Origin of the sequence: Streptomyces sp. NPDC007945, from assembly GCF_042958885.1 — a bacterium.
In the GTDB taxonomy this organism is placed as follows: Bacteria; Actinomycetota; Actinomycetes; order Streptomycetales; family Streptomycetaceae; genus Streptomyces.
In genome coordinates this window covers 142,951-164,426 of sequence record NZ_JBIBJV010000010.1, presented here as the reverse complement: position 1 = coordinate 164,426, position 21,476 = coordinate 142,951, and the positions used below count along the sequence as shown (strand labels likewise).

Sequence of the window (21,476 nt, the reverse complement as noted above, 5' to 3'; positions counted from 1 at the left end):
GCCGTTGACATTCAGCGTCGGCCGTGTCGACCCATTCGGCCTGTTCGGTATATCGAATACGCGAGGTCGCCGGGGTCCGGGCACCCTTCGGCCGATATCCGGGCGGTGTTCCGCGGGAGAACCTCCCGTTCACCCCATGACTTCTGGAAGGACGGTTCTCGCCCATCGCCCGGCCCCGGCCGCCGCCCAGCGGAGTGGGGTCGCGGGACCGGCCGACAGCACGTTCGGGTACGCGCCCGGCATGGCCGTCCCGCACTCGAACGACCTGGTCAAGCGGCGCACGTGGGGCGGCGCCGTGTCCTCGACGGAAGACGGCGCGGCGGTCGTGCGGACGGCCTCATCCACAGACGCGGCGCGACCGAGCCCGCCCAGCCGTCCGGGCGTTCAACTTCGGCCGGAGCAGCCCGAGTCGGAGCGCGGGGCATTGACAGCACGTCCGGGTCGATGGAAGCGTCGAAGCGCTTCACCACCGGGTCGTCCCCAGCTGCACCGGATTCCAGAAAGGGCACCGTCATGTCCCGGAAGTCCACGAAAAGAAGCGTCACGGATGTACTGGTGGCCCTGCTGATGGCGATCTCGCCACTGATCGCGGCGCTCGTACTGACCGGCGCCACGGCCACCACCGCGTCGGCCGCGTCACTGACCGAGGTGACCGACTTCGGCAGCAACCCCGGCAACCTGCGGATGTACGTCTACAGGCCCGACAGCGCTCCGGCACGTCCGGCGGTGGTGGTGGCGGTGCACTACTGCACCGGCACGGCACCCACGTTCCACGCCAACACGGAGTTCGCCCGCCTGGCCGACCAGCACGGCTTCATCGTCGTCTACCCGGACGCGAACGTCAGCGGCCAGTGCTTCGACGTCTCCTCGCCCCAGGCGCTCAAGCACGACGGGGGCAGCGACCCCACGAGCATCGCCTCGATGGTCCGGTACACGCTGCGGAACATGAACGCCGACCCGGGCCGCGTCTACGTCACCGGCGCCTCGTCCGGCGCGATGACGACCAATGTCCTGCTCGGCGACTACCCCGACCTGTTCAAGGCCGGTGCGGCATTCGCCGGCGTGCCGTTCGGCTGCTTCGCCACCACCAACGGCTCGGGCTGGAACACCGAATGCGCCAACGGCAGGATCACCAAGACCCCGCAGGAGTGGGGCGACCTCGTCCGGGGCGCCTACCCCGGGTACACCGGCCCCCGGCCGCGGATGCAGCTGTGGCACGGCACCGAGGACGACACACTGCGCTACCCGAACCTCGGTGAGTCGATCAAGCAGTGGACCAACGTCCTCGGGGTGAGCCAGACCCCGGTCCTCACCGACTCCCCGCAGCCCAACTGGACCCGCACCCGCTACGGCTCCGCCGGGGCGCAGGCACCGGTCGAGGCGATCGGCATCCAGGGCACCGGGCACTCGCTGCCCGGGGCCGGCATGGCGGCCCGGGCCATCGCCTTCTTCGGACTCGACGGATCCGGCCAGGCCACCACGGGTCCGGTCCAGGCCACCGGTGCGGGCAAGTGCCTCGACGTGCCCGGCTTCTCGACCGCCAACGGTACGCAGACACAGATCTGGGACTGCCACGGCGGCAGCAACCAGACCTGGACCAGGACAGCGTCCAAGCAGCTCACCGTCTACGGCGGCACGAAGTGCCTCGACGGCACGGGCACCACGGCGGGCTCCGCGGTCGCGATCTGGGACTGCAACGGCGGCACCCGGCAGCAGTGGAACCTCAACGCCGACGGCAGTCTCACCAACGCCGGCTCGGGCCTGTGCCTGGACGTGGCCGCTGCCGCCACCACCCCCGGCGCGAAGGTCCAGCTGTGGGACTGCCACGGCGGCGGCAACCAGCGGTGGCGCCTCGGCTGACCCGGCGTGACAGGCGCTGAACCGTCCCCCACCGCGCCGGGCACCGGCACACGGCCGACCGCCGGCTTCCCGACCCCGGACACGAACGGCAGGACCGTCCCCCGCAAGCGGTACGTCCACGGCGGTGACGAGGCGAGGAACCGCTCCATGCGGGCCTGCGCCACGTCCCCGGGCACCGTCCCCGTGCGCCGGCGCCGGCCGTGCGCGCGGGTCTCCGACCGGAGGCGGCGAAGGCGACCCGGCCGGCGGTCCCTACGCTCCGGCGATGCGGCGCGGCGGCGGCCCCCCGGGCGATCTCAGACTCGACCCGGACACGGTCGTGCTGGAGGAGGGCTTACCCGGGACATGCGCGGTATCGGGTATCTCGGGACGGGGGACCTGGAGGTTCGTGTCGCTTCGGCGCGCGGTCACCACCGCCGCCGCCGCCCAGGACAACTTCTTAAGGCGGCGGGAGATCACCGCGCCGACCGTGCGGCACAGAGGGTCGGGCCGAGGACGGGCATTCACCTCCCACGGCAGCGGCACCGGCCACCCCGCCGCGAGGGGCCCGGACCCATCAGGCCCTGGTCCCGGAGCGCGACTCCAACCCCGCTGCTAGGGTGGACCGTTGGCTTCGATCAGGGGTGGGGGACCCATGACGTTCGACGACGAGTGGGCGGCGCTCAAGTCCGACGCGCGAGACAGGCAGTCGGCGCAGATGAGCCTCAACACGGCTGGGGCCCAGCCCGGTGTTCCGGCATCCGGTGCCGATTCCGACCTCGTGGTGCACCGGGACGAGCTGGGGGCGGTCGGTAACGAGGCCTTCCGGATCCACGGCGAGCTGCGGAAGCGTGCTGACGTGGCGGGTGCCGGTGCCGACAAGGCCGGCGCGGGGACCACTGCGCGGGCTGCGGCGGAGTTGCAGGGTCACAACTTCAGCGCGGGTGGCGAGTTGTACACCACGCTCGAAGTCTGGACTTCGCAGGTGAAGACAGTTCTACAGATGTTCGCGCACATCTCCAACCACCTGGACTACTCGAAGAAGTCGCACGCCAACGACGACGTGGAGATCGCCGCCACGCTCAGAGGGCGGGACGGCTCTGCGGTGCCGGTGTCGGAGTTGCAGAAGTACGTGAAGTGATCAGGGGGAGCGGGACAGCATGGGGGCGTTCTCGTACACGGATCTGATGGAAGCCGACCTGGACAAGCTGAGCTCGGCGGCCGAGGACTGGTCCTCGACGGCGGCCGGTCTGAAAAGGTTGACGACCGAGGTCTACAGCGGTCTCCTGCAGTTGTCCGACGGGGCCGACTGGGCTGGGCTGAATGCGACCGTCACCAAGGAGTTCGTCCGCAAGTCGGTCAAGGAGCTCGCGGATCTCCAGATGGAGGCGCAGAGCATCGCGTCGGTCCTCCGGGACGGGCACGCGGAGCTGAAGCACGTGCAGAAGCGGGCTCGCGAGCTTTCCGCGGAAGCCCGCAAGGGTGATCCTGACCGGTCGGCGGGCCCTGATCCGGGGCTGTTGGTGTCGGATGGTCCCAACGGGACAGTGAAGGTCGTGGAGGCCTTCTGCGGTGTGGAGGGCACGTCCCAGCGGACCAAGGATCTGATGCAGTGGTACGCCGATACCCTCACGGGTCTGGTGGCGCACGCGGCCGAGATCGACGCCGCCGTGACCCGGGCGCTGAAGCGAAGCCACGGCGGCGACCCGCACAACGCGGGGCACGCAACGTACACGTCGCTCGACGAGGACCAACTCCCCCGCGCCACCAAGCTCGCCTCCCTCGGGGGCGATGCGGACACGGCGCAGCGGGCCGAGCTGCGGCGGCTGTGGACATCACTGAGCCCCCAGGCTCGTGCGGAGTTGTGGACCGGGCACAGGGACGGCCTTCTCGCGGCGGGACTGCTCGCTCCGACCATCAAGAAGGCCGCCCCCGACCGGGGCTCCGGGCCCCACGGTGTCGAAGATCCGGGAGTCGAGGAGCGCAGGACCCGGGAGAAGATGAACATGATCGCCGAGGCCGCCGACTGGAAGGGCGACAACGACGCCGCGCGGCACATGGCGCACTACCTCGGGAACAGCGGGACGGACATGGATCTGCCCGTCGACAAAATGATGTCGGACGTGCCCGGCTTCAACGCGCACATCGAGGACAGCATCAGGGAACATCAGGCGGCTTGGCGCGACGACGCCCTCGCGGAGTTCCGGCGCAATGGCGGACAACCCGTCTCGATACCGGTGGAGACCGCAAACCGGGACTTCTCCTTCACACCGGACGTCAACAACAACTGGTTCTACGCAGTCGGGTCCACCCGGTCGAACGTGACCGGGGTGGTCACCGTCACACCGGACGAGAACGGGCAGCCCAAGGTCGGTCTCGACTACCAGGCCAACGCCTGGGACCGCTACAACTGGGACGAGAGCAAAGGCGTGACCATCGATCTCCCGTGGGGCAGCGAAATGAGCATTCCGGACGGTCAGATGGCCCGCCTCCACACCACAGGCATTGCCCAGGAGTTCGACATGGCGGGCAGCAGCTCCGTCAAACACTACGATCTGGGCGGACCCGCGCCGAACCAGGGCTCTCTGCCGCAGCCGGACCAGCCGGGCCGCGAGGGCGACCGGACGGATCCGGGTCGTGAGCAACAGGAAGCGCGATAGAGGATCACGGATGGAAACCTCCCCCCGGACCGCTGCCGACACCCGGCCCGTGCGCCGCCGTCGTGTGCCGGTCGCAGTCGTCGTCGTTGCGGTTTTCCTCGGCTGCGTCGCCACCGCGATCGGCGTGGTGTCCTGGGTCGCCGATGACGTGTCGTCAGATCTGACGGACCAGGAAATGACGTGTTGCTGGGAAGAAGGGGCCACGCCCGCCTGGATGAGCGACCAGCTCGGCATCCGCATTCCGGAGGGAGCCTCGGACCGGCGGTCGGGCTACAAGACCGGCCGGCGTTACGACACCGGCCTGCTCTCCTTCGTCCTGCCGAGCCAGGACGCGGAGCGGTACACAGGCAGACTCATCCGGAGCGGCACCGAGATGATCGGGAACGTGCACCCCGAGGAGAAGGGCTACCGGCCCGCCGCCGCCTTTGATCACCTCGGACTGCCCGAACCCGAGACGCTCGTCCAGGGCCTCCGGAAGGCCAGCCTGTGCCCGGACGACCTGGCGTCCCCGGAGGGCAAATACCTCCAGCGCTGCGTCGACCTCTTCGCCCACGAGTTCACACCCGGCACCACGCGGATCTACGTCCGGTCGACCATCGAACCGTCCCTCACGCCTCCACCCGCGAGCAGCGCTCCGTAAGCCCGTTGCGCGGGCATCGCAGAAAGGCCGGCGGAACCCCTGCTCTGTACCGCTGTCACCGCCAGGAGCACGGGCGCGGCCAGGACGACGGCGTCTGCGCACTGCGGCCGAGCGGGAGCGGGTGCGGCTGGTGCCGCCGATCCCGGCGCACTCGGGGTGGCGCGGAGCGCTGCCCCGCACCGCCGACTGGCTCGCCGGAAGCCTGCTCGTCATCGCCGCACGCCCGATCCTGCCGAGCATCACCGACAAGGACCACGCCCCCTACGACCCGCTCCTGGTCGGCGGCGCTCTCACCATCCTGCTCTCGGTCGCTGCGGCATCGCTCGCCGCAGTCCTGACCACGCGTTACCCGGCAGGCATGCCTGCACGCGAACGCGCACGCACGCCTATGGACTCCGGTGCGTCGAGCATGCCCTCACCGCGCTCGGCTTCGACGGCGCCTTCGCGGGCGTCTACCTGAAGTAGACGAGCGAGAGGTAAAACGCCGAGGAGCGCCACCGACTGGGGTAGTTCATGACGTCCGAGGTGCCGATCAGAGCGTCGAAGTCGGCGCGGCTGATGGTCACCGCACCGGCAGCAGACCCAGCGGCCGTGGTTGATGAGCAGCCAGTCGCGTCGGGCCCGGCAGCCCGAGCACATCGTGGGGATGCCGGCGAGGGCCAGCTCGTGCGGGTGGCTGCGGCAGCGGGTCGCGCCGGGGCCGTCGGCGGGCTCTGTCTCGTTCTGGAGGTGCAGCAGGGGGTCGGTGCCGGCGAGGAGGACGGGCAGCGCGGGTGAACGATCTCGATCGGCTCGGTCAGCCCAGGAAGCTCAACCGCACCTGGCGGTTGGGGTTGTCCTTGTTGGTGTCGACCAGGCAGACCGACTGCCAGGTGCCGAGGGCGAGGCTGCCCGCGACGACGGGGAGGGTGGCGTGGGGAGGGAGGAAGGCGGGGAGGACGTGGTCGCGGCCGTGGCCGGGGCTGCCGTGGCGGTGCTGCCAGCGGTCGTCGGCGGGGAGCAGGTGGTGGAGGGTGGCGAGGAGGTCGCTGTCGCTACCCGCGCCGGTCTCCAGGACGGCGAGGCCGGCGGTGGCGTGGGGGACGAAGAGGTTGAGGAGGCCGTCGCGGCCGGTGGCCGCCTCCGTCAGGAAGTCCTCGCAGGCGCGGGTCAGGTCGGTGACCTTCTCCTTGGAGCCGGTGGTGAGGCTGAGGACGCGAGTGGTGAAGGAGTGGGACATGGGGCCATCCTGCCGTCCGGGCGGCGGTGGCGCGCGGCCACGGGGCGGGTGTCGGCGTCCGGGGCGCCGGAGGCGGGGAAGATCCCGGGGGTGGGCGGAGTTGGTAGAAACGTGAACGATTTTTCGGTGGACGTGGTGGTGGTCGGGGCCGGTCAGGCGGGGCTGTCCGCCGCGTTCCATCTGCGGCGGGTGGGGCTGGAGCCGGAGCGTGACTTCGTGGTGCTGGACCACGCGCCGCGCGCGGGCGGGGCGTGGCAGTTCCGGTGGCCGTCCCTGACGTACGGGAAGGTGCACGGGATGCACGCGCTGCCGGGGATGGAGCTGGTCGGTGCCGACGCCGCCCGGCCCTCGTCCGAGGTGATCGCGGGGTATTTCGAGGCGTACGAGCAGCGGTTCGGGCTGCGGGTGCACCGGCCGGTCGACGTGACCGCCGTCCGGGAGGGCGCCGGCGGGCTGCTGCGGGTGGAGAGTTCGGAGGGGGTGTACGCGACCCGGGCGCTGATCAACGCGACCGGGACGTGGGACCGGCCCTTCTGGCCCCGGTATCCCGGTCAGGAGTCCTTCCTCGGGCGCCAGCTGCACACCGCGCGGTACCCGGGCCCCGAGGCCTTCGCCGGGCAGCGGGTGATCGTGGTGGGGGGCGGGGCCTCGGCGACGCAGCACCTCCTGGAGATCGCGGAGCACGCCGCCGGGACGACCTGGGTGACGCGGAGCGAGCCGGTCTTCCGGGAGGGGTCGTTCGGTGAGGCCGAGGGGCGGGCGGCCGTGGCCCTCGTCGAGGAGCGGGTCCGGCGGGGCCTGCCGCCGCGGAGCGTGGTGTCGGTGACCGGGCTGCCGCTCAACGACGCCGTCCGGGCCGGCCTGGCGAGCGGCGTGCTCGACCGGCAGCCCATGTTCGAGCGGATCACGCCGACCGGGGCGGTCTGGCCGGACGGCCGTACGGTCGACGCGGACGTGATCCTGTGGGCGACCGGCTTCCGGCCGGCCATCGACCACCTGGCGCCGCTGCGGCTGCGGGATCCGGGTGGTGGCATCCGGCTGGAGGGGACCCGTGCCGTCCTCGACGAGCGCGTCCACCTCGTGGGCTACGGCCCCTCCGCCTCGACGATCGGCGCCAACCGGGCGGGGCGTGCCGCGGTGGCCGAGGTCCGCCGGCTGTTGGCACGCGGGTCGGAGCGCGCGCGGGAGACCGTCACGGTGTGAGCGAGCCGTCGCGCGCGCTCGGGTGCGTACCCCGGCAGCTCAGGCGAACTCCGACGACATCGAGGCGATTCGGAACCCGGTCAGTCGCCGTCCTGCTCCCGTCGTCGCTCGTTGAACGCGGCGACGTTCTCCTGGTGGGTCGCGTAGTCGGCGGTGAAGCGGGTGTCGCCGGGAGCGACGGTGACGAAGTAGAGCCAGTCGCCGGCCGGCGGGCGCAGTGCCGCGGCCATGGCCTGCTCGCCGGGATTGCCGATGGGGGCGGGCGGCAGGCCCTTGTGGGCGTAGGTGTTGTAGGGGCTGGTGTCGCGCGTGTCCTCGACGGTGGTGTCGACCGTGCTGCGGCCCAGGGCGTAATGGAGGGTCGAGTCCATCTGCAGGGGCATGTCGCGGGCGAGGCGGTTGTGGATGACGCGGGCGACCCTGGCCATGTCCTCGGGGGTGTCCGCCTCGGCCTGGACGATGCTCGCGACGATCAGCGCCTGGTGGGCGGTGAGGTTCTGGGCCCGGGCGGCCTCGGCGGTGGCCGGGGTGCCGAGGCGGCGGCCCGCGGTGGCGACCATGTAGCGGAGCAGGCTCTCGGCGGTGGTGCCCTCGGGGAGCGGGTACGTGGCCGGGAAGAGGTAGCCCTCGGGGTTTCCGGCCGCCTCGCGCGGGAGTCCGAGGGCCGCCCCGGGGGCGGTGGCGGCCTTGCGGGCCGTGCCGTCGGGCAGGGCGAGGGCGCGGTCGACGGCCTCGTACACCTGGGTCGAGCGCCAGCCCTCGGGGACGAGCAGCGTGGGCGGCGCGGGCGGGACGGGCGGCGTGGTGGGCTCGTCGCGCGGGAGGAGGAGCAGGAGGGGGACGGCGGTGGCGACGGCGAGCGCCAGCAGGGCCCCGGCGAGGACGGCCCGTCGGCCGCGGCGGGTGAGCCGGGGGCGGCGGCGGGGTGCGTACGGGGAGGACGGCCGGTACGGCATGCGCGCACCGTAACCCGGGGGCGCGGGGATTCCGGGGAACCCGCGCACACGGCGGCGCCGCCGGTTCCCTGGGACGGGGAACCGGCGGCGCCGGGAACTGCGTGCGTCAGACGAGCCAGCCCAGGAAGTGGAGGACGCCGGCGAGCAGATCGGTGATGACGTTCATGGTGATGCTTCTCCTCGTACAGGTGTTTCGTGGGACAGCGCAGTCGCGGTCTGCAGCCCGTCGCTTGCGCACCGTAATCTTCCGACGCCGTACGGGAGTTGGGCGGTGAATTTGGGAACGATCACACGTTCGCGGGAACAACCGCTCGTGCGTTCGCCTGTTCGTCGCGGCGGACGAGGGCGGCGTACGCGCCGCCCTTCGCCATCAGCTCCTCGTGGGTGCCGCTCTCCGTGATCCGGCCCGCGTCGAGGACGACGATCCGGTCCGCGTCGCGGACGGTGGAGAGGCGGTGGGCGATGGTGATCGTGGTGCGGCCCGCGGAGAGGGCGTCGATGGCCTGCTGGACCGCGTGCTCGGTACGCGTGTCGAGGGCGCTGGTCGCCTCGTCGAGGATGAGCACCGGCGGATCGCGCAGGATCGTGCGGGCGATGGCCAGGCGCTGCTTCTCGCCGCCGGAGAAGCGGTGACCGCGCTCACCGACCAGGGTGTCGTACCCGGCGGGCAGCGACGCGATGTGGTCGTGGATCTGGGCGGCGCGGGCCGCGGCCTCGAGCTCCTCGTCGGTGGCGTCGGGCTTGGCGAACCGGAGGTTGTCGGCGACGGAGGCGTGGAAGAGGTACGTCTCCTGGGAGACGACTCCGATCGCCTCGGCGAGGGTGTCGAAGCCGAGCCGGCGGACGTCGACGCCGTCCAGCGTGACCCGGCCCTCGGTGACGTCGTAGAGCCGGGGCACGAGGTGGCTGAGAGTGGACTTACCGGAACCCGTGGGGCCGACGACGGCGAGGCTGCCCCCGGCCGGCACGGTGAGGTCGATGCCGTCCAGGGTGGGCCGGCCCGCGCCCTCGGGGTCGTAGTCGAAGCGGACCCCCTCGAAGCCGATCTCGCCCCGGACGGCGTCGGGGCGGACGGGCTCCTCGGGTTCGGTGATGTCGACCGGGAGGTCGAGGTACTCGAAGATGCGCTGGAAGAGCGCGAGCGAGGTCTGGATCTGGACGCCGGTGGAGAGCAGGCTCACGGTGGGCCGGAAGAGTCCCTGCTGGAGCGAGACGAAGGCGACCAGGGTGCCGAGGGATATCGCGCCGCCGGTCCGCACGGCGAAGCCGGCCGCCCAGTACAGCAGGGCGGGCATGGCGGCCATGACGATGCCGATGACGGACATCCGCCAGCGTCCGGCCATGGAGGAGCGCACTTCGAGGTCGACGAGGCGCTCGGACTCCCGGGAGAAGGACTCGGTCAGCGAGTCGGCGCGGCCCATGGTGCGGCCGAGCAGGATGCCGCTGACGGAGAGCGACTCGGTGACGGTCGCGGCCATGGCGGCCATCTGCTTCTGGCGCTGGGTGGTGATCCGCTTCCGCTCGGCGCCGACCCGCCGGCTGATCCAGACGAAGACGGGGAGCAGGAGCAGGGAGAAGAGGGTGAGCCGCCAGTCGAGCGCGAGCATGGCGACGACGGTGGCGACGACGGCGGTGAGGTTGGAGACCAGGGAGGTGGCCGTGGAGGTCACGGTGGCCTGCATGCCGCCGATGTCGTTGGCGATCCGGGACTGGACCTCGCCGGTCCTGGTCCGGGTGAAGAAGGCCAGCGACATCCGCTGCAGCCGGCCGTAGACGGCGGTGCGCAGGTCGTGCATGACCCGCTGGCCCACCGTGGTGGAGATCAGGGTCTGGAGCACGCCGAAGACGCCGGTGAGCACGGCGGTGACGATCATGCCGAGGGCGAGCAGGCTGAGCAGCCCGGTGCGCCCCTGGGGGATCGCGGTGTCGAGGATCTCCTTCAGGAGGAAGGGGGAGGCGACCGAGACCAGCGAGGCGGCGGCGACCAGGAGGCCGACGAGCGCGAGGCGGGCGCGGTAGGGACGGAAGAGACCGAGGATGCGCCGCAGCTGGGCGGGCTCCTTCGGGCGCGCGGGATCGCGCGGCGGTGGTGTCCAGGTGGACTCGTCGTGGGGGCGCATGAGCTCCTTCGATGGGGCGCGTACAGGGATGTGCACGCGCGTACAAGTGTGCACGGAGGACTGTAGCCCACTCTTACCTATGTTCACAATGAGCTTGGTCCTGATAATGTTCCCGCATGACCAGCCCCTCCCCGTCCGCCCCCGACCCCGCCCCCGACCCCGACGGGCTCCTCGCCGAGCAGCTGCTGCGGCTCACCCGCCGGCTGCACCGCATCCACAAGCGCCACCTGGAGCCGGTGGGCATCACCCCGGCCCAGTCCCGGCTGCTGCGCACGGTCGCCCACTTCGGGGACGCCCCGCCCCGGATGGCGGACCTCGCCGCCCGCCTCGAAGTCGTCCCCCGCGCCGTGACCACCCTCGTCGACGGCCTGGAGGCGGCCGGGCGGGTGCGCCGGGTGCCCGATCCGAGCAACCGCCGGGTGATCCGGATCGAGCTCACCGACCAGGGGCGCGCCACGCTGCGGGAGCTGCGCAGCGCGCGCCGGGCCGCCGCAGAGGACATCCTGGCTCCATTGACCGTCGCACAGCGCGAGGTGCTCGGAGATCTGCTGACCGCCCTGACCGGGCCCCTCCCGGAGAGCGGCTGCTGACGCCGCCGGCGCCCGCGCCGAGGGGAGCCGTGCCATGCCGCTGCTGGAACCGAAGCCGCGGGCCCTCCGCCCGGGCCGGAAGCGGACCCCGGCTCCCGACCGGGTCCCGGACCTCCAGGCCCGGGGCACGCCGCGGCGGCTGCGGGAGGAGCTGGCGGCGCTCGTCGGACCCGAGAAGATCCTCTCCGGCGTCTCCGATCTGGTGCGGTACGCGTCCGACGCCAGCCCCTACCGGTTCCTGCCGCAGGTGGTCGTGGTCGCCGAGGACGTCGACGACATCTCGGCCGTGCTGTCCTACGCGCACGGCAAGGGCCGCGAGGTGGTCTTCCGCGCCGCCGGGACGAGTCTCAACGGGCAGGCGCAGGGCGAGGACATCCTCGTGGACGTCCGCCGGCACTGGGTCGGCGTGGAGGTCCTGGACGGCGGCGCCCGCGCCCGGATCCGCCCCGGCACCACCGTCGTGCGCGCCAACGCGGCCCTCGCGCCGTACGGCAGGGTGCTCGGCCCCGACCCGGCCAGCGCGGTCGCCTGCACGATCGGCGGGGTCGTCGCCAACAACGCCTCCGGGATGACCGCCGGCACCGCCCGGAACTCCTACCGGACGGTCTCCTCCCTCACCTTCGTGCTGCCGAGCGGCACGATCGTCGACACGGCCGACCCGGCCGCCGACGAGGAACTGGCCCGGGCCGAACCCCGGCTCTGCGCGGGACTCCTCGCGCTGAAGGCCGAGATCGAGGCCGACGCGGAGCTGACGGCCCGGATCCGCGCCAAGCACCAGATCAAGAACACCAACGGGTACCGCCTCGACGCCTTCCTGGACGGGGCCACACCGGTGGAGATCCTGCGCGGCCTGATGGTCGGCTCGGAGGGCACCCTCGGCTTCCTCTCCGAGGTCGTCTTCGACACCCTGCCGCTCGACCGGCTCGTCTCCACCGCGCTGCTCCTCTTCCCCTCCCTGCCCGCCGCCGCCGCGGCCGTGCCGCGCTTCAACGAGGCCGGGGCGCTCGCCGTCGAGCTCATGGACGGCAACACCCTGCGGGCCTCGGTGAGCGTGCCCGGCGTCCCCGCCGACTGGGCGGAGCTGCCGCAGGACACCACGGCGCTGCTCGTGGAGTTCCGCGCCCCGGACGAGGCGGCGCTCACCGCGTACGAGGAAGCGGCGGGCGAGGTCATGGCCGGGCTCGACCTCGTCGCCCCGGTGGCCTCCGTCCCCAACGCCTTCAGCCGCGACGCGGGCACCATCGGCGGCTACTGGAAGGCCCGGAAGGCGTTCGTGACGGCCGTCGGCGGCTCCCGCCCCCCGGGCACGACCCTGATCACCGAGGACTTCGCGGTGCCCCCGGCGCGGCTCGCCGAGGCCTGCGCCGAACTGCTGGACCTGCAGGCCCGGCACGGCTTCGACGCCGCCGTCGCCGGGCACGCCGCCCACGGCAACCTCCACTTCCTGCTCGCCTTCGACGCCGCCGACCCCGCGGACGTCGAGCGGTACGCCTCCTTCATGGCCGACTTCTGCAAGCTCACCGTCGAGCGGTTCGACGGCTCGCTGAAGGCCGAGCACGCCACCGGCCGCAACATCGCCCCCTTCCTGGAGCTGGAGTGGGGCCCGAAGGCGACCGAGCTGATGTGGCGCACCAAGGAGCTCGTCGACCCCGACGGGGTCCTCGCCCCCCGGATCGTGCTCGACCACGACCCGCAGGCGCATCTGCGGGGCCTGAAGACCATCCCGTCCGTGGAGCGCCTCGTCGACCCCTGCATCGAATGCGGCTTCTGCGAACCGACCTGCCCCAGCAGCGACCTGACGACCACTCCGCGCCAGCGGATCGTGCTGCGCCGGGAGATGCTGCGCCAGGCCGACGGCTCCCCCGTGGAGCACCGGCTCCTGGAGGCGTACGGCCACGACGCCGTCGACACCTGCGCCGGCGACTCCACCTGCAAGCTGGCCTGCCCCGTCGGCATCGACACCGGCGCGCTGATGAGGGAGTTCCGGCACGAGCGGCACTCCCCGCGCGAGGAGCGGATCGCCGCCCTCGCCGCGCGGCACTTCCGGGCCGTCGAGGCCTCCGCGCGGCTCGCGGTGGGCGCCGCCGACCGGGTCGGGGACGGCCTCCTGGAGCGGGTGACCGGCCTCGCCCGCAAGGCCGTCCGGCCCGACCTCGTACCGGAGTGGCTGCCGGAGGTCCCCGGCGCGGCGCCCCGGCGGCTGCCCCGCACCCACCGTCCGGCGGCCGTCGCCGTCTACTACCCGGCCTGCGTCAACCGCATCTTCGGCCGGCCGGACGGCACGCCCGGCCCCTCCCTCCCCGAGGCCGTCGTCGCCGTGTCGGCCCGGGCCGGGAAGCCCGTGTGGATCCCGGACGACGTGGCCGGCACCTGCTGTGCCACGATCTGGCACTCCAAGGGGTACGCGCGGGGCAACGAGGTGATGGCCAACCGGATCGTCGAGGCCGCCTGGGGCTGGACCGCCGGGGGCCGGCTGCCGCTGGTGGTGGACGCCTCCTCCTGCACCCTCGGGATCGCCCACGAGGTCGTCCCGTACCTCACCGAGGACAACCGCGCGCTGCACGCCGAACTGACCGTGGTGGACTCCCTGGTGTGGGCCGCCGAGGAACTCCTCCCCCGCCTGGAGGCCCGCCGGACGGTGGCCTCCGCGGTCGTCCATCCCACCTGCTCGATGCTGCACCTCGGGGACGCCGACCGGCTCACCGAGCTCGCCGGGTTCTGCGCCGAGGAGGTCGTCGTGCCGGTCGACGCGGGCTGCTGCGCCTTCGCCGGCGACCGGGGCATGCTCCATCCTGAGCTCACCGCCTCGGCGACGGCCCGGGAGGCCGCCGAGGTCACCGCCCGCCCCTTCGACGCCCACCTCTCGGCCAACCGCATGTGCGAGATCGGCATGGACCGCGCCACCGGCCGCCGTTACCGCTCGGCGCTCCTCGCCCTGGAAGAGGCCACCCGGCCCTGAGGCGCCCCCGGCCGTGGCGAGCCCGGCGGCCGTCGGGGCCGGCGGCCGTCGGGGCCGGCCGCGGAGCCGGGCCGTCGCACGCGACCGTCGGCGGAACCGAGGCCCCTCGCCCCACGGGTGAGGGGCCTTCACCGGGTCCGGTTCCCGCTCCCGCGGTGCCGCGCGGCGGCGGCCGATCCGGAACAACAAAGTCCAACGACCCGCCGCGGGAGTCCAAACCGGCGTCCTTGCGCGTCAGGGGTCACAGGGGCCAGGGTCCTGAGCGGGATTCATGAACCAGCCGCCCGGACAGCCCCTGGAGGTTCCATGAACGCGCAGTCGCCCCACGACCCCAGCCGCCGATCGGTGCTCAGGACCACCGCGGGAGCCGCAGGTGCCGCGGGCCTCGGCCTCGGCTCCCTCGCCGCCGGCACCGCCCACGCGGCCGCACCGGCCACGACCGCCCCCGCCGCCGAGGGCGGGGCCACCGCGGCACCGAGGCGCCAGGGCGCCACCATGGCCGGCGTGCCCTTCGAGGGCCGCTCCACCGTCCGGGTCGGGATCATCGGCCTCGGCAACCGCGGCAGCAGCATGATCGACAACTTCCTCGTCGTGCCGGGCGTCCGGGTCGTCGCCCTCTGCGACCCGGTGCGCGCCAAGGCCGAACGGGCCGCCGCCAAGGTCACCGCCGCCGGGCAGCCCGCGCCCGCCGTCTACACCCACGGCGAGAACGACTACGAGAAGCTGTGCGCCCGCACCGACCTCGACCTCGTGTACGTGGCCACGCCCTGGGAGCTGCACTTCCCGATGGCCCGGGCGGCGATGCTGAACGGCAAGCACGTCGGCGTCGAGTGTCCCGTCGCCATGGAGCTCCAGGAGCTGTGGGAGCTGGTCGACCTCTCCGAGCGGACGCGGCGCCACTGCATGCAGCTGGAGAACTGCTGCTACGGACGGAACGAGCTGCGGGTCCTGCGGATGGCGCACGCCGGGAAGTTCGGGCAGCTGCTGCACGGCGCGGGGGCGTACAACCACGACCTGCGGGGCCTGATGTTCTCGCCGACTTACTACGAGGGGCCCTGGCGGCGGCGGTGGCACACCCGGCTGCGCGGCGACCTCTACCCCAACCACGGCTTCGGGCCGGTCGCCAACTACATGGACGTCAACCGGGGCGACCGCGTGGTCAGCATCAGCAGCTTCGGCACCCCGGCCCTCGGGCTGGCCGAGTACCGCGCCGCCCACATGCCGGCCGGCGACCCGAGCTGGAAGGAGTCGTACATCGGGGCCGACCGGACCATCAGCATGGTGCAGACCGCCAAGGGCCGGGTCATCCGGCTCGAACACGACGTGTCCACCCCGCACCCGTACAGCAGGATCAACAGCCTGGGCGGCACGAAGGGCGTCTTCGAGGACTACCCGGCCCGGATCTACATCGAGCCGGACCACACGGACGACCGGTGGGCCGACTTCTCCGCCTACGCCGACGAGTTCGACCACTGGCTGTGGAAGGAGCACGCCAACCCGCCGGGCGGGCACGGCGGCATGGACTACATCATGGTCTTCCGGCTGACGCAGTGCATGCGGCTGGGGCTGGTGCCCGACTTCGACGTGTACGACGCGGCGACGTGGACGGCCCCGGTGCCGCTGAGCCACGCCTCCATCCGGGCGAACGGCGCTCCGCAGCAGATCCCCGACTTCACCCGCGGCGAGTGGCGCCGGGCCCGCCCGGGGATGGACTCGCCCCGGCCCGCCTGAGCCGCCGGCACGAAAATCGATTGCCCCTCTCCGGCGGAGGGGGCCAGGCTGGAACGGTTTCCCCGGCGGCGCCGCGCACCGGCGGCCCGCCCCCAGCCACCCCCGGAGACCGTGGGACGCCATGCAGATCCAAGACCTTCCCTATGCCGACCCGGGGGTGCCCGACGTCCGTTCGGGCACCCGCTTCCTGCTCTGGCTGGGGCGCATGCAGCTCGGCGGGCAGGTGAGGTCGCTGCTCTGGGGGCTGCTGCTCCAGCTGTCGATCGCCGGCCTGCCGGTCGGCGTCGGCATCGCCGTCCAGGGCGTCGTCGACGGCGACGGCGGGCGGCTGGCGGCCGGTTGCGGGACGGTGGCGGCGCTCGGTGCCGGGATCGCCGTGGGCGACACCATGCTGCACCGCACGGCCGTCACCAACTGGATCACCGCCGCCGCGCGGGTCCAGCAGCTCCTCGCCCGCAGGACCGCCGAGCTCGGGTCGCTGCTGACACGGCGGGTCGCGGCCGGAGAGGTCGTCTCCGTCTCCACGGCCGACGTCGAGAAGATCGGCTGGTTCGTGGAGGCGTTCTCCCGGTTCGCCGCCGCCGTCCTCACCCTCCTCGCCGTCTGCGTCGGCCTGATCGTGTACGAGCCGGCGCTCGGCGTCGTCGTCGCGGTGGGCGTCCCCGCGCTCGCCCTGGCGGCGCTGCCGCTGCTGCCGCGCGCCACCCGGCGGGCGGACGAGCAGCGGGAGAAGGCCGGCAAGGCCACCGAACTCGCCTCCGACACGGTCGCCGGACTGCGCGTGCTGCGCGGCATCGGCGGCGAGGAGCTGTTCCTCGGCCGCTACCGGGCCGCCTCGCAGGAGGTCCGCCGGGCGGCCGTGCGCAGTGCCCGGATGTGGGCGCTGATCGCCGCCGTCCAGGTGCTCCTCCCCGGGCTGCTGCTGATCGCCGTGGTGGCGTACGGGGCGGGGCTCGCGCTCGACGGGCGGATCACGGTCGGGGCGCTGGTCACCGTCTACGGCGCGGTGGCGCTCACCCATCATCCGTTGCGGAACGTGGAGGAGATCGCGATGGCGTACGCCTTCTCGCGGCCCTCCGCGAAGCGCGCCGCCCGGGTGCTCGCCCTGACCCGGACGAGCGGACCGGCCGGGGACTCCCGGGACCGGCGGGCGGCCGGCGACCTGTACGACCCGGTGAGCGGGGTCATCGCGCCCGCCGGGCAGTTCACCGCCGTGGTGTGCGGGGACCCGGACGCGGCCGGCCGGCTCGCGGAGCGGTTCGGCGGGCATCCGGCCGAACCGGACGACGACCACGTCTCCGTCCGTCTCGGCGGGGTGCCGCTCGACGAACTGTCGCTGGACGCGGCCCGGACGGCCGTCCTGGTCCAGGACAAGGAGCCGGTCCTGCTGTCCGGCACCCTCCAGGAGCTGCTCGACGTGCCGTCGTCCGGCGCGGTCCGGCCGGAGGAGGCGCTCGCCGCGGCGCGGTGCGGGGACGTCCTCGACGCGCTGGCGCAGGCGTCGGTGGACACCGAAGGCGATCCGATGCGGACCCGGATCACCGAGCGGGGCCGCTCGCTCTCCGGCGGCCAGCGGCAGCGTCTCGCGCTGGCCCGCTCGCTGGTGACCGACCCGCAGGTGCTGGTCCTCGACGAACCGACCTCGGCGGTCGACTCGCACACCGAGGCGCGGGTGGCGGACGGCGTGCGCACACTGCGGGCGGGCCGCACCACCGTGGTGCTGGCCTCCTCGCCGCTGCTCCTGGACCTGGCGGACCGGGTGGTCCTGGTCCACGAGGGCCGGGCCGTCGCCCACGGCACCCACCGCGAGCTGCTCGCCCGCGAGCCGCGCTACCGGGCGGTCGTCACCCGGGAGACGGACGACGGGACCGGCGCCGGGACGGCCGCCGGGACGGCCGACGGATCTGCCGGCGGGGCGGATTCCGCACTCGCCGCGACGACCGCGGCGGGACACGAAGCACGAGAAGGGGAGACGGCATGATCGGCCTGGCGCCGCCCGCGTACGACCCGGCGGCCCCGACGACCGCCACCACCCTGCCCGTCGCCGCCGGCGCGACCGTGCGGGCCTACGTCCGCGAGCTGCTGCGCCGGCACCGCACGGCGTTCGCGGTGCTCGTCGGCGTGAACACGGTGGCCGTGATCGCCTCCATGGTGGGGCCGTACCTGCTCGGCCAGGTGGTGGACCGGCTCGCCGAAGGCGCGCGGGAGCTCCATCTGGGTTCGGCGGTCGCCCTCTTCGCCGTCGCGCTCGCCGTGCAGGCGTTCTTCGTGCGCCTGGTCCGGCTGCGCGGCGCGATGCTCGGCGAGGAGATGCTCGCCGACCTCCGGGAGGACTTCCTGGTCCGCGCGGTCGGGCTGCCGCCGGGCGTCCTGGAGCGGGCGGGCACCGGCGACCTGCTCTCCCGGATCACCACCGACGTGGACCGGCTGGCCAACGCCATGCGCGAGGCCGTGCCGCAGCTCGTCGTCGGCGTGGTGTGGGCGGGGCTGCTGATCGGCGGGCTCGCGTTCACCGCGCCGCCGCTCGCGCTGGCCGTGGTGATCGCCGCGCCGCTGCTGATCGCCGGCTGCCGCTGGTACTTCAAGCGGGCGCCGTCGGCCTACCGTTCGGAGGCGGCGGGGTACGCGGCGGTGGCGGCCGCGCTGGCTGAGACGGTCGACGCGGGCCGCACGGTCGAGGCGCACCGGCTCGGGGCGCGCCGGGTGGCGCTCTCGGACCGGCGGGTGCGCGAGTGGACCCGATGGGAGCGGTACACGCTCCACCTGCGGGCGGTGCTCTTCCCGGTGGTCAACGTGACGCACACGCTGGTGCTGTGCGGGGTCCTCGCCATCGGTGGCTTCTGCGTCTTCCGGGGCTGGATGGACGTCGGGCAGCTGACCACCGGCGCCCTCCTCGCCCAGATGCTGGTGGACCCGATCGGGGTCGTGCTGCGCTGGTACGACGAGCTCCAGGTGGCGCAGGTGTCACTGGCCCGGCTCGTGGGCGTGCGGGACATCGAGCCGGAGCCCGGGGACGCGTCGGTGCGGCCCGAGGGGCGGTCGGTCGAGGCGGCCGACGTGCGCTTCGGGTACCGGGAGGGCGTGGACGTGCTGCACGGGGTGTCCCTGGCGGTGGCACCGGGGACGCGGCTCGCGCTGGTCGGGCCGTCGGGGGCGGGCAAGTCGACGCTGGGCCGGCTCCTCGCGGGGATCTACGGCCCGCGGGCGGGCGAGGTGACGCTCGGCGGGGCCGAGCTGGCCCGGATGCCGGCCGAGCGGGTCCGCGAGCACGTGGCGCTGGTCAATCAGGAGCACCACGTCTTCGTGGGCACGCTCCGCGACAACCTGCTGCTCGCCCGCCCGGAGGCCGGGGACCCGGAGCTGTGGTCGGCCCTCGCGGCGGTGGACGCGGAGGGCTGGGCCCGGGCGCTCGACGCGGGCCTGGACACGGAGGTCGGTTCGGGCGGCCGGGCGCTGACCCCGGCGCAGGCCCAGCAGATCGCGCTGGCCCGGCTGGTGCTGGCCGATCCGCACACGCTGGTCCTGGACGAGGCGACCTCGTTGCTCGACCCGCGCGCGGCCCGTCATCTGGAGCGGTCGCTGGGGCAGGTCCTGGAGGGGCGGACGGTGGTGGCGATCGCCCACCGCCTGCACACCGCGCACGACGCCGACCTGATCGCGGTGGTCGAGGACGGCCGGATCAGCGAGCTGGGCCATCACGACGACCTGGTGGCGGCGGACGGCGCGTACGCGGCGCTGTGGCGGTCCTGGCACGGCTGACCGGCCGACCGCCGGGGCACGGGGCCGGCCGGCCCGCCGGGACACGGTGCCGGCCGGGCCGTCGGAGGGCGGCCCGGCCGGGGTGGGGTCAGACGCCCGCGATCGACTGGATCCAGGACCGGTAGGCCGTGACGTTGGTGTAGGCGGTCGTGGTCTGGCGGTCGCTGGTGGAGGCGACCCCGACCTGGACGCCGTTCGCCATCATCGGGCCGCCGGAGTCGCCGCCGGCGGTGATGCCGTCGCCGCGGCGGGCGCAGATGGCCGAGCCGTTGTAGGCGTCGCGGCAGCCCCCGGTCACCGTCACGTTGGCGACCTTCAGGTAGCGGGACTGGCAGGTGGCCTCGGAGCCGCACTGGGAGGTGGCGCCCCAGCCGTAGACCTGGACGGTCTGTCCGACGCTGACGGAACCGGGCTGGCCGAGCCGGGCGTAGGTCGCCGTCACCGAGCGGTCCAGGCGGACCAGGGCGAGGTCGGAGCTGTGGGTGTAGGTCTGGACGCCGTTGGCGACGGTCCCGCCGCTGTGCTGGTCGAGACTGCCGATCCGGAAGGACAGTCCGCCGCCGGTGACGCAGTGCTTGGCGGTGAGGATCCAGGTGGGGGCGATGATCGTCGCGGAACAGGTCTCGCGGCCGTTGGAGAAGAGCCGGGCCGCCCAGGGACCGCTCTGCGCGTAACCGCCGCCGATGATCGGCTGGACGGCCGCGGCGCCGGCGCGGGCGGGGGCCGGCTCCGCCGCGGTGGCGGAGGGCGCGAAGAGGGCGAGCACGGAGAGCGCCGCGGCAGCGGCGGACGCCCATATGCGGTGCGTGCGCAAGGTTCCTCGTCTCCGACGGCGCACGGACGCGCCGCCTGTGGGGGGGTGGGTGGAACCAGCGTCGTCACGCGTCGGACCCCGGGGTACTCCCGTTCGTCCATAACACCGTGCTATCCCCCGCGGCCGCCCTAGAGGAAGCCGAGCGCCGAGGCGCCGCCTACGCCGCCGAGGAGCATGAAGGCCGGCATGAGGACCTTCAGCTCGACCCAGCTGCCGGCGCGGAAGCGCATGCCCTTCGGGGGGCCGAGGGGGTACCAGCGCTTGCGGCCGATGGGGATCGGCCAGAGGATCGGGCAGCCGGAGACGGTGAGGGCGTCGCCGATGTCGTGGACGAGGGCGCCCAGGACGATCGGCAGGCCCAGCCACAGGTACTCCTGCCCGGCGCCGGTGAAGAGCCAGTCGGAGCCGTTGCCGGGCTGGTCGAGGACGCCCGCGAGGATCCACGCGCTGGTCGCGCCGAGCAGCCACACCAGGATGTCGCTGGACATCCGGGCGGCCCGCCACAGCAGGCCCTCGACCGCGAGCACGAGGTGGACGAAGAGGATCGTGAGGACCGCCCAGCGGCCGCCGGTGACGGCCGCGACCGAGCAGCCGCCGCCGATGAGGACCGCCCACAGCCAGGTGTGGGTCAGGGTGCGGTGGCCGCCGGAGCGGCGCGGGTCCTGGGGGCTGCGGGTCGCCTTGTAGACGGCGTACGACAGCTTGTCGACGATCTCGCACAGGCCCCGGGAGACGGGGCCGAAGGCGCGCGAGATGGTCGCGGACTTGTGGTCCAGGTCGGGGGCGAGGGCCGCGCCCGCGCACAGCAGCGCGCCGACGAGCAGCACCGGCCAGGGCATCGGGTGGTCGAAGGCGGCCGCGGCGGCGCCGACGCCCAGCCAGGCCGCCGCTCCGGACAGCGAGTGCGCCGGTCCCATCATGGTCGGTGTCGCCCCGTTTCTCCCCTGCCGGCGCCGAGTTGACGACCGGTCGACGGATCAGCCTAT

At 73.3% G+C, this 21,476-nt stretch carries 16 protein-coding genes; 11 read left to right on the top strand and 5 right to left on the bottom strand.

Annotated features, from left to right (window positions below; genetic code table 11):
* Positions 1 to 513 precede the first annotated feature (513 nt).
* The 5 genes from ACFZCF_RS27705 (at position 514) to ACFZCF_RS27685 (ending at position 5,599) form a co-directional block, all read left to right on the top strand.
* Positions 514 to 1,860 carry a PHB depolymerase family esterase gene (locus ACFZCF_RS27705; protein ID WP_388450343.1) on the top strand — a complete coding sequence of 449 codons (1,347 nt, stop codon included), beginning with the start codon at positions 514 to 516 and terminating at the stop codon, positions 1,858 to 1,860.
* 634 nt (positions 1,861 to 2,494) lie between these two features.
* The gene (locus tag ACFZCF_RS27700) at positions 2,495 to 2,980 is read left to right on the top strand and encodes a hypothetical protein (RefSeq protein WP_391289570.1); all 486 of its coding nucleotides are present in this window, start codon (positions 2,495 to 2,497) and stop codon (positions 2,978 to 2,980) included.
* 46 nt (positions 2,981 to 3,026) lie between these two features.
* Entirely contained in the window at positions 3,027 to 4,499 is a 1,473-nt protein-coding gene (locus tag ACFZCF_RS27695) for a hypothetical protein (protein WP_391289568.1), read from the top strand.
* A gap of 214 nt (positions 4,500 to 4,713) precedes the next feature.
* Complete coding sequence (locus tag ACFZCF_RS27690; RefSeq protein ID WP_391289566.1) at positions 4,714 to 5,139, top strand: hypothetical protein; 426 nt, start codon at positions 4,714 to 4,716, stop codon at positions 5,137 to 5,139.
* Between the two features lie 121 nt (positions 5,140 to 5,260).
* Positions 5,261 to 5,599 carry a hypothetical protein gene (locus tag ACFZCF_RS27685; protein ID WP_391289565.1) on the top strand — a complete coding sequence of 113 codons (339 nt, stop codon included), beginning with the start codon at positions 5,261 to 5,263 and terminating at the stop codon, positions 5,597 to 5,599.
* A 336-nt stretch (positions 5,600 to 5,935) separates the two neighbouring features.
* Here ACFZCF_RS27685 and ACFZCF_RS27680 read toward each other — a convergent pair whose 3' ends face one another.
* A complete protein-coding gene (locus tag ACFZCF_RS27680) occupies positions 5,936 to 6,358 on the bottom strand; it encodes a YjbQ family protein (RefSeq protein ID WP_391289563.1) in 423 nt (140 codons plus the stop codon).
* A 111-nt stretch (positions 6,359 to 6,469) separates the two neighbouring features.
* Here ACFZCF_RS27680 and ACFZCF_RS27675 point away from each other — a divergent pair, with 111 nt between their 5' ends.
* The gene (locus tag ACFZCF_RS27675) at positions 6,470 to 7,561 is read left to right on the top strand and encodes an NAD(P)-binding domain-containing protein (protein WP_391289561.1); all 1,092 of its coding nucleotides are present in this window, start codon (positions 6,470 to 6,472) and stop codon (positions 7,559 to 7,561) included.
* Between the two features lie 80 nt (positions 7,562 to 7,641).
* Here ACFZCF_RS27675 and mltG read toward each other — a convergent pair whose 3' ends face one another.
* Together mltG and ACFZCF_RS27665 are read right to left on the bottom strand one after the other, a co-directional pair.
* Positions 7,642 to 8,517, bottom strand: coding sequence for an endolytic transglycosylase MltG (gene mltG / locus ACFZCF_RS27670; RefSeq protein ID WP_391289559.1), 876 nt, complete (start codon positions 8,515 to 8,517; stop codon positions 7,642 to 7,644).
* 287 nt (positions 8,518 to 8,804) lie between these two features.
* Positions 8,805 to 10,637 (bottom strand): ABC transporter transmembrane domain-containing protein, encoded by a 1,833-nt coding sequence (locus ACFZCF_RS27665; RefSeq protein WP_391289557.1) that lies wholly within the window; start codon positions 10,635 to 10,637, stop codon positions 8,805 to 8,807.
* 116 nt (positions 10,638 to 10,753) lie between these two features.
* On the opposite strand from ACFZCF_RS27665, the gene ACFZCF_RS27660 reads away from it, so the two are divergent.
* The 5 genes from ACFZCF_RS27660 (at position 10,754) to ACFZCF_RS27640 (ending at position 19,676) form a co-directional block, all read left to right on the top strand.
* Positions 10,754 to 11,227, top strand: a complete 474-nt coding sequence (locus tag ACFZCF_RS27660; protein ID WP_391289556.1) for a MarR family transcriptional regulator — start codon at positions 10,754 to 10,756, stop codon at positions 11,225 to 11,227.
* A 34-nt stretch (positions 11,228 to 11,261) separates the two neighbouring features.
* Positions 11,262 to 14,186, top strand: coding sequence for an FAD-linked oxidase C-terminal domain-containing protein (locus tag ACFZCF_RS27655; RefSeq protein WP_391289554.1), 2,925 nt, complete (start codon positions 11,262 to 11,264; stop codon positions 14,184 to 14,186).
* A 306-nt stretch (positions 14,187 to 14,492) separates the two neighbouring features.
* Positions 14,493 to 15,917: a Gfo/Idh/MocA family oxidoreductase gene (locus ACFZCF_RS27650; protein ID WP_391289552.1), complete on the top strand. Its 1,425-nt coding sequence runs from the start codon at positions 14,493 to 14,495 to the stop codon at positions 15,915 to 15,917.
* 121 nt (positions 15,918 to 16,038) lie between these two features.
* Complete coding sequence (locus ACFZCF_RS27645; RefSeq protein ID WP_391289551.1) at positions 16,039 to 17,898, top strand: ABC transporter transmembrane domain-containing protein; 1,860 nt, start codon at positions 16,039 to 16,041, stop codon at positions 17,896 to 17,898.
* Complete coding sequence (locus ACFZCF_RS27640; RefSeq protein WP_388450324.1) at positions 17,895 to 19,676, top strand: ABC transporter ATP-binding protein; 1,782 nt, start codon at positions 17,895 to 17,897, stop codon at positions 19,674 to 19,676. Before ACFZCF_RS27645 ends, ACFZCF_RS27640 begins: the two co-directional genes overlap by 4 nt.
* 88 nt (positions 19,677 to 19,764) lie before the next feature.
* Here ACFZCF_RS27640 and ACFZCF_RS27635 read toward each other — a convergent pair whose 3' ends face one another.
* Both ACFZCF_RS27635 and ACFZCF_RS27630 read right to left on the bottom strand, forming a co-directional pair.
* On the bottom strand, positions 19,765 to 20,490 hold the full coding sequence (locus ACFZCF_RS27635; protein WP_388450323.1) for a S1 family peptidase: 726 nt from the start codon (positions 20,488 to 20,490) through the stop codon (positions 19,765 to 19,767).
* A 128-nt stretch (positions 20,491 to 20,618) separates the two neighbouring features.
* On the bottom strand, positions 20,619 to 21,410 hold the full coding sequence (locus ACFZCF_RS27630; RefSeq protein WP_391289548.1) for a metal-dependent hydrolase: 792 nt from the start codon (positions 21,408 to 21,410) through the stop codon (positions 20,619 to 20,621).
* Positions 21,411 to 21,476 lie beyond the last annotated feature (66 nt).